The 8840-nt window shown below is 35.2% G+C and carries 6 protein-coding genes and 3 pseudogenes; 8 read left to right on the top strand and 1 reads right to left on the bottom strand.

The genetic code is table 11. The annotated features are described in order from the left end of the window. The 5 genes and pseudogenes from ACG9ZL_RS20475 to ACG9ZL_RS20495 all read left to right on the top strand — a co-directional run. The coding region (locus ACG9ZL_RS20475; RefSeq protein ID WP_419361659.1) for an efflux RND transporter periplasmic adaptor subunit at nucleotides 1-395 on the top strand (395 nt) is incomplete at its 5' end. Between the two features lie 1407 nt (nucleotides 396-1802). Next, nucleotides 1803-2734, top strand: a pseudogene (locus ACG9ZL_RS20480) (IS5 family transposase). Nucleotides 2735-2961: 227 nt separating this feature from the next. Then, nucleotides 2962-3540 carry a DUF4189 domain-containing protein gene (locus ACG9ZL_RS20485; RefSeq protein WP_336952009.1) on the top strand — a complete coding sequence of 193 codons (579 nt, stop codon included), beginning with the start codon at nucleotides 2962-2964 and terminating at the stop codon, nucleotides 3538-3540. 244 nt (nucleotides 3541-3784) lie between these two features. Further along, on the top strand, nucleotides 3785-4108 hold the full coding sequence (locus ACG9ZL_RS20490) for a hypothetical protein (RefSeq protein WP_419361662.1): 324 nt from the start codon (nucleotides 3785-3787) through the stop codon (nucleotides 4106-4108). Between the two features lie 11 nt (nucleotides 4109-4119). Beyond that, nucleotides 4120-4563, top strand: coding sequence for a hypothetical protein (locus ACG9ZL_RS20495; protein ID WP_419329148.1), 444 nt, complete (start codon nucleotides 4120-4122; stop codon nucleotides 4561-4563). 127 nt (nucleotides 4564-4690) lie between these two features. Here the strand turns inward: ACG9ZL_RS20495 and ACG9ZL_RS20500 are convergent, their stop codons facing one another. Continuing rightward, on the bottom strand, nucleotides 4691-5029 hold the full coding sequence (locus ACG9ZL_RS20500; RefSeq protein WP_336952006.1) for a hypothetical protein: 339 nt from the start codon (nucleotides 5027-5029) through the stop codon (nucleotides 4691-4693). Nucleotides 5030-5661: 632 nt separating this feature from the next. Between ACG9ZL_RS20500 and ACG9ZL_RS20505 the strand changes: the two are divergent. The 3 genes and pseudogenes from ACG9ZL_RS20505 to ACG9ZL_RS20515 all read left to right on the top strand — a co-directional run. Then, nucleotides 5662-5977, top strand: a pseudogene (locus tag ACG9ZL_RS20505) (BCCT family transporter); the annotation flags it as partial. Nucleotides 5978-6113: 136 nt separating this feature from the next. Continuing rightward, nucleotides 6114-8174, top strand: a complete 2061-nt coding sequence (locus ACG9ZL_RS20510) for a choline transporter (RefSeq protein ID WP_336952005.1) — start codon at nucleotides 6114-6116, stop codon at nucleotides 8172-8174. Nucleotides 8175-8432: 258 nt separating this feature from the next. Further along, nucleotides 8433-8744, top strand: a pseudogene (locus ACG9ZL_RS20515) (hypothetical protein); the annotation flags it as partial. Between the last annotated feature and the right edge of the window lie 96 nt (nucleotides 8745-8840).

Here is an 8840-nt window from a genome sequence, read left to right on the forward strand (position 1 = left end):
ACTTTAAAAATGAATACACATTATTGAATGCAAAATACAAAACCGAAGTTGTGGAAGCAAAAGCACTGGCGGAACAAGCAAAAGCCTCAGCAGCACTAAAAGAGAAACAATGGTCTGAACAAAAGTTAAAAGCGGAGCAAAACTACAATGCCAAAATTAAGCAAATTAAGTCTGATGCTGATCTTGCTCAGTCCAGCGCTGACAGCTTGTCAAAGCAACTCAAAATTGCAAGCAGTCGCTTGTCCAGCTCTACCAAAGAAACCATCATTGAATACTCCACTGCCAACAGTGACATACTCGAAAACTGCATCACTGAATATCGAGCAGTGGCAGAAAAAGCTGATGGACACGCAGCTGATGCAGAAAGATTGATTGAGGCTTGGCCCTCAGATTGAGGGCTTTATTCTTAGGAATAATTTTGGAATAAAAAACTATCAAAAAAGCAAAAATCAGAGTGTATTTAAATATGTTTTAAACTATTAAGTACATACTTAAATGTAATGACAATTTAACCAAAACAATAATAAAAGTTGCGTATTATGTATATAAAATTGAGTTTTATGGAAAGTACAGAAAATTTGGAATTAATGTTAATATAAAAAAACTAGATCCTGAGTTCAATTCCGAAAGTGGAAACCTAACTCAGAATAAATCATAAACTGTCACAAAAGATCATTAACTATCAAAGTAGTGTGTTACACAGAAGTTACACAATACATATCCTAGACAATAAATATTTAACATATATAATGGGTTAAGGCTTTAATTAAACTCCCGCCATCTCCACCAAATTCTTGTTATAAAAAAGCCACTTATTAAGTGCGCGTATTTAGTTTTGCCATCTCTTTCCTGTTTTTATCACCATGAATCCATATTGCATATCGTTTGATTCGCATTTGTAAGCTGTTGTGCAAGGTATTGCAAATGGTTTGCAGTCAGTAGCAGAGTTTGTTACTTTTAATTTTATGCATGACATTTTAACATGAAAAGTTGATCAAAATAATTTTGTTAGTAGCTTGAAATAAAGCGTTGGTACTACCTTAGTTATTATTTTGTCACTAATTGAACTAATATTTTATTGAATAATAAGCAATCAAAAATCTGCGTAAATACTGCAAAACTCAATTGGAAATCAGCTTTAGTAATTACTTTGCCTGGTATCTAAATTGCTATATTAATTTTATTTTCAATTGATTAGACTTAAGTAATCCTTAATTTAATATCAAGGTTTACTTTATAAATAGATATGAATATTTTGAATTAGGGAGGCTATTGGTTGTATGAAATATTTATTTTTCTTAGCAATAATAGCATCACTACTCATAATTCTATATAAACCTAGTATTCCTTCAGAAAATAAAAAGAGTAAAGAATTTCCTAGACTAGGGACAGTACTAACGGAATGTCAGGGCATAGACCCACCCAAAGAGCTGGATAAGAAAAAGTATTACGATTACTGTAGTTGCGTTAAGAACTCGGTTGATACACGAAATAAGGAAGAAAAAGAGAAAAGTTGTATTGAAGATTTAAGAAGCGCGAATTAATCGGGCTTATTTAATTGTTCAGCGTAAAGTTTGACAGCTTCAGTGATAATTTTTGCTTGAGACTCTCCAGTAGATTATGAAAGTACTTTGATTTGCTCAACCGTACTTTCATGAAGCTTATAACTTTTGCTCAGAATACCACGACGCTCATTACTTCCTTGATTAATTTCTGATCTTGATTTGGTCATAAGTATGTCCTAATACGGCTTTGTTGCACAAAGGTGTTGGTAAGGTCTGATTCAGTAATATAATTTCCGAATGAATAAGTCTGCACCTAAAACCTATCGTACAACGAATTGGTCTTCTTACAACCAAGCTTTGGTGAATCGAGGGGAATCTCTCGATCTGGTTTGATCCTACTACCATGGTATGCGCCATTAAAAGGCACACAAGGACGAAATCAAACCTACTCCGATACAGCAATTCAATGCTGTTTGATGATCAAATCTCTATTTCGTTTAACTTTACGAATGACCTCGGGATTTATTTAAAGCCTCATTCAAATTTGTGGTTTAGATTGGGCAGCACCAGATTACTCAACTCTTTGCAGAAGACAAAAGCATATTGATATTGCGATTTGCTATCAAAAAAGCAGTAATGGATTACATCTACTTGTGGATTCTGCTGGTTTAAAGTTTTTAGATGAAGGTTGATGGAAAAGAAAGAAACACCAACCCGAGTATCGTCGCCAATGACGTCAATTACACATAGAGATAGATGCCAAAACCCTGCAAATACATGCAGTTCAGCTCACAACAAACAATCTCAATGATTCACAGGTACTCGGTGATTTATTTCATCAAATTCCACAAGAAGAACAAATAGACTCAATCTATGCCGATGGTGCTTATGACACTGAGATTTGCTGTCAATTGATTGCATCTAGAAAAGCTCATGTCGTTATTCCACCAAGAAAGAATGCGAAGCTGTGGAAAGATATAAAAACTCATTCACTAGAAAGAAATGAACGATTAAGAACGATTAAGCATTTGGGCAGGACGATATGGAAAAATTGGATAGGCTATCATCGAAGAAGTTTAGTGGAAACTAAGATGCACTGTATCAAACTATTAGGAGATAAACTGACTGCTGGGAACTTCCAAAGCCAAGTGAGTGAGATTCACGCACGCGTAGCAGTGCTCAATAAATTTACTAAATTAGGTCGTCCATATACTAGAGTTGTGACTTAAATTTATGTCACTTAGGAAAACTCTAACTTTCAAGACTTTGTGCAACAAGCCGATTAAAACTCAAAAAACCACTCACCCGAGTGGGTTTTCATTGCGACACACATTTAATTCAATAAAAGACATGATAAACCAAACCACCCTAAGGTGGTTTTTAGCTAAGAATTATTTTAAGATTTAGATCAAATAAATATTTCACCTATTAAATTACAAACACGGATGAAACAATTATGACTAAATACAATAGACCGCAGAGCATTCAATATTTTATATCATTAATTTGTGTGGCTCTATTTTCAATTATTATTTCTGGTGCTGCACATGCTGAGGGGAATTGTCCTCCGGGGTATTATCCTGTCGGTGGTCAAGGTGTACAAGGCTGTGCGCCTATTCCCGGTGGTGGTAATGGGGGGTATTCAGGTTCAAGCTCACGTACACCAAGTACAGAAGGCTACGTAGCTTCGAGTACAAATGGCGTTATTGGTTTTGCTACTGCGAAGATTTTCCGTGGAAAGTTGGAAGAAAAAGCATTGCAAGATTGTGAAAAAAAAGGTGGGACTGATTGTAGAATTTGGTTCACTTATGATGACAATCATTGTGCGACTGTAGGGCAAGCGGTTGGGACAAATAAATTATATAAAGCTAGAACAACAGCAGGAGAAGTAAGTGATGTTGTTCCTATGTTGGTTCCTGGTAGTAGAAAAGCTTTGGGGCGGAAAAAAGTTTTAGAGGCATGTAGTTATGATGGCTTTCCTGAGAGTCAATGCAAAATTATTTATGAAGATTGCCGTAGACTCAATCTTCCATAAGATTTTTTTTTGTGATTAAAATATGAAATGCAAAGCTTGGGAATAAGGATTCGGAATCGAGCTAATATGATTTTTTAGGATAACAAAAACTACTTTCGGGTAGTTTTTGTTTAATGGATGATTCTAGCTTGGTACTGAAAATACCTGCTATTTCGTATAGGAATCATTTTGTTAATGGAGGAAGTTTCGAGCTAGGGTGATCAAATTTTGTATTGTTTCTTTCTTATGCTTTAATATCAATGTAATGGGCAGAGGAGTAGTGCTACAAACATTAGAGCGGACTTTACCTGATTCTGTCTATGATCCATATAATTATGAATTAAATAAAGATACAGATTTTAAAAAATTGAATCCTGAGCAACAGGCTAATATTGTAGCTGATTATTTTGGATTAATTGAAGGATATAATCAGATTAATTTCAGTTTAGCTTGGCGAAATCATAAAGCTGATAATTCACAATATATAAGACAGGTAATGCAACCGATTATAAGTAATCCTTCAGGATATACATTGGTTTCTAATTCTACTCCGATTCCACTAGTTTCTTTAATTTTTTTAATTTACTGAATTATCATCTCATGAAAAATATTAATATATTAAGTGTTTTTTTTATATCAATAATATTAATTGGTTGTAAAGAGAAACGTGTAGCTGATTTCCAATATGAAATATTAGAAGATAATAGCATTTGTTCATTAAAACCCCAAGAAGTTTATGATTCTAATGAATTTTCAATGTTTGACACATCATTTAAAAATGAAAGTGGAAGTTTCAATGATGAATTATCAAACAAAATATATGCACAAAGTTTAGAAAATTTATCTAATAAAGATAGTAAGTATATTTTTTGCTTTTCAAAAGATATGCTTATGTCAAATTATTTAGAGACTCAGATCCGTATTGAGTTAAAAAAAGGAAAATCCTTTAGACAATATGAATTTATAAATTACTTCTGTCTAAGTAAAAAAAATTCAATTATGAATTTCAATAGTCGGGATAAGAGTATACAAGAATGCCAATAATTCGGATTTCCGTAAAATTGCCATAATACAGGTGACTTGAAATCTTACTTTCAACATCTATATCTTAGCCAAAGCAGTTTTATAATTCACTATGCTGAAATAGTTTTACCGAATAAGTCGTAAGTTTTCAGAAATGGGCTTTGATTTGTTTATCTGCCGTTCTGCATCGTATTTTTTGCTGTTCTATAGGTAGACCAATGAGTTCATCATAAGCATTCATTACCTGTTCATCTGTAGGCTCAATCTGTTCACGGGAAACTTTACATTTCTTTTGATTTTTTAAAAACAAAGCACTTAAGCTTTTTCCGTAAGTTGAATTTTCATCTTTATCACAAAGACTACTAAGAGCAACTAAACGAGCAAATTTTAATTGTTGAGCTTGGATTTGACATAATGATTTGGATTTTGGCAACTCAGCCCAAGTTTCACCACTAATTAAGAGGAAGAGAAGTAGGAATTTTTTCATTTTTTGATCCTTTATTTTGTTTATTCAATGATAGATTTTTTATTGGAAAGAAAATTTCTAACGTTATCTTGTTTTTGAATTAACACATAAGGCGAGTCAATACCAAGATATAAAAGAGTCAAAATATAGTTTTAAAAAGTTTGAAGGCGAAAGTGGCTAAGGTTTAAGTGGATGTATTGCAATTGCTTTAAAAATAGCGGCCTTATTCAAATTGCATTATGCTGATGTCATCAACACATTTAATATCTTATGCCGATTTTTATAAGTTTTATCAACATATCTATATATATACGTGTCGAATTTTTCATTAAATATCGACATGAGGCTTTACGGATTTTACCCTTTGACTTCGATATTGAAGTGGGATGTAAAAAGAGGGAAAGATTTATATGTATTAGCTCAAATTTGAGCTGGCAGTTCCCTTTTTAGGGAATATCTGTTTTATTTTGGGGGGAAGTATTCTGATCATAAGTGATGCTATGCTTGGTCTACGCTTTTTTCGCCCGAATTTTATCTGGTGATTGAATGCCGATTTTAGCAATATTGTGATTTATCTTAGAACAATAGCAAAAATCTCCGGTGACTCGGTCTCATTTTTCCTTTTAATCTTTCAATCCTTATGTAAATGGGGTGTTGTGATTTGTTTCGTATTATTTTTGAATTTGTAGGTTCTGTTATACTCAGCTCGCAAATCTTTCCTTAAAAGGGGAAGTAATGAAAGTGTATCACCAATTTGTTTACTAATTTTTTGGTCTGTGGCGATTAGCATAGTATGCATTTGACAGGTGTTGGTAGGAAGTTTCGACTCTAACGCGCTGTTCTGGTATATCGTTCTCTATCATTATTGTGCTGTATATGTTTGGCTCAGCCAATACACTTAAAGAGGACCAATTTAGTCCTATAGCAATGCAAGTGATAAAGACATTAACTCAGTCATCACATAACTGAAAAAATCTGAAACATTTTAATTGGGTAAATAACTTTTGTTTTTCATTTTCTATTCAAATATTTATTTTCATTGATTTAGCGATGGAAAGACGTAGATGAATATCTTCTTTTTCTTCTCTAACTTCCTGAGGATTGTATGGCGACAGATAATCCAAGAGCGGTTGATGATGCTACATTAGCGAATAAAGATCATTTGAATCGTGTGGTCTTTTATGTTTCAGCTCTACTTATTTTAACATTTGCACTTGTTACGATTTTATTTAATGACTTTGCCAATCATTTATTAAATGTGGTATTGGCTTGGGTCAGTGATAAATTCAGTTGGTATTATTTATTAGCTGCAACATTGTATTTAATCTTTGTGATTTTTATTGCCTTTTCACGTTATGGCGATATCAAACTTGGTCCTAAACACTCGAAACCTGAGTTTAGTTTACTGAGTTGGTCAGCGATGTTGTTCGCTGCGGGGATTGGGACAGACTTAATGTTCTTCTCGGTTGCGGAGCCGTTATCACACTATATGAATCCACCCATAGGTGAAGGACAGACTTATGAAGCTGCACGTCAGGGCATGGTCTGGACATTATTCCACTATGGTTTAACAGGGTGGGGGATGTATGCTTTGGTGGGGATGGCATTGGGATATTTTAGTTACCGCTATAATTTGCCATTAACCATTCGTTCTGCACTATATCCAATCTTTGGTAAAAAAATTGATGGTCCTATTGGGCATACTGTGGATATTGCTGCCGTGATCGGCACAATCTTTGGTATTGCTACTACCTGCGGTATTGCAGTAGTTCAGATCAATTATGGTCTACATGTGCTGTTTGATATCCCAGAAAATCTCTGGGTTCAGGTTGCCCTGATTTTAGTCGCTGTGATTGTGACCATTATTTCGGTGACTGCTGGGGTAAATAAAGGCATCAAGGTCCTGTCAGAAATTAATATCTATGCTGCAATTGGCTTGATGCTGTTCGTATTGTTCCTCGGAAATACTGAATTTCTGCTGAATGCGCTGGTACAAAACTTTGGTGATTATATTAGTCGCTTCCCAAGTTTAGCTTTGGAAAGTTTTGCCTTTGATCGACCAAAAGACTGGATGAATAGCTGGACCTTGTTCTTCTGGGCATGGTGGGTAGCATGGTCTCCATTTGTAGGCTTATTTCTGGCGAGGATTTCTCGTGGCCGTACGATCCGTGAATTCGTCTGCGGTACTTTGATCATTCCGCTATTGTTCACCATCACATGGTTGTCTATTTTCGGTAATAGTGCCTTACATAGCGTGATCTTTGATGGTAATACCACATTGGCACAAACCGTATTGACCAATCCCGCACATGGCTTCTATGATTTACTTGCTCAGTATCCAGGCTTTGCCTTTATTGCGGGTATTGCCACAATTACCGGTTTACTATTCTATGTCACTTCGGCAGATTCAGGAGCTTTGGTTCTTGGGAACTTCACGACCAAATTCTCAAATGTTGATAATGATGCACCTCGTTGGTTGCGTATCTTCTGGGCTACTGCAATCGGCTTACTGACTATAGCCATGCTGATGGCTAATGGAATTACCGCCTTGCAAAGTGCAACGGTCATCATGGGATTACCCTTCAGTTTTGTCATGTTGTTAGTGATGGCAGGTTTGTATAAATCCTTGCGCTTAGAGGATTATCGTAAAGCGAGTCGTAGCCCAAATGCAGCGCCTGTTGTAGGTAATGTTGATATTCTAAATTGGAAGCAACGTTTGTCTCGCGTCATGTATCATCCTGGCAGCAGCGAAACACTAAGTATGCTCGATAGTGTGTGTAAACCTGCAGTTCAGACGGTTGCGGATGAGTTGGTTAAACGTGGGATGAATATCGAAGTAATGCAGGGAGAGGTTGAAGATAGTGATACGCTGTATCATCTTGATTTAACCATCTACATCGAAGAAGAGTTTAATTTCGTTTATCAGATCTGGCCTGTGCGTTATATTGCGCCGACTTTTAGTGAACGGGGTAAACGCGGTATGCAATATTATTATCGTTTAGAAACCTTCTTGTACGAAGGTTCACAGGACAATGACTTGGTTGGATACACCAAAGAGCAGGTAATTAATGACATTCTGGATAAGTACGAACGTCATATGACCTTTTTGCATATCAACCGAATTAGTCCCGGAAATCGTCCTTTGTATCCTGACTCACAAGACTAGTGTCTTAACATAAAAATACCCCATGAGTTGTGCTCAACTTATGGGGTCAGTTCACTATGAGTCTAATTTAAAATCTATTTTCTATATATTTTTACTGACGATTGTCTAAAATTCATAGTAACCACGCAACAAATTGAACAAGTCAAATTGTTGAGTAAAAGGTAGTTGTAATAGATGTCTAAGTAGTTTTTTTATTTGTTGAGATTGGGTAAGATTACTGAAAATTTAGTACTTTATAAAATGTAGATTAGGATGATGATGAAAAAAATTTTAGTGATCGCCTTAGGGATATTGCCAGTATTTGTACAAGCACAAAGCTTCAAATACAAAAATACCGAGTCTGGTTTTAAAAATTATCAGGGACTAGCCACTTTAACTGGAAAATTTTCACGTAATTTAGACCCTGAATATTTGGATTATATGGGCGATGATATTTGCTTTGAACCCAACAAAACATCAGCTACACTCATTCCACGTCCAAAAGGTGATACCCGAGATGTATGGTTTTGCTTTAGCAACTTTGATGTCGCAAAAAAGACGTTTAAATTACCAAACAATATTAAAAAAGGGGGCGAATTCAAACATGAGGTGCGACAGTTTGAAAAGTCTTATGATAATCAACAAGCTGAGCAAATTTCTCTAATGGTGTAAGCCAATCTAACGCTT

It is taken from the genome of Acinetobacter legionensis (assembly GCF_048551735.1).
GTDB lineage: Bacteria > Pseudomonadota > Gammaproteobacteria > Pseudomonadales > Moraxellaceae > Acinetobacter.

What these genes read in the sequence shown, in the direction of transcription:
- ACG9ZL_RS20485 (WP_336952009.1), top strand. Translation starts at nt 2,962, where the DNA reads ATGACTAAATACAATAGACCGCAGAGCATTCAATATTTTATATCATTA.
- ACG9ZL_RS20500 (WP_336952006.1), bottom strand. Translation starts at nt 5,029, where the DNA reads ATGAAAAAATTCCTACTTCTCTTCCTCTTAATTAGTGGTGAAACTTGG.
- ACG9ZL_RS20490 (WP_419361662.1), top strand. Translation starts at nt 3,785, where the DNA reads ATGGGCAGAGGAGTAGTGCTACAAACATTAGAGCGGACTTTACCTGAT.
- ACG9ZL_RS20510 (WP_336952005.1), top strand. Translation starts at nt 6,114, where the DNA reads ATGGCGACAGATAATCCAAGAGCGGTTGATGATGCTACATTAGCGAAT.
- ACG9ZL_RS20495 (WP_419329148.1), top strand. Translation starts at nt 4,120, where the DNA reads ATGAAAAATATTAATATATTAAGTGTTTTTTTTATATCAATAATATTA.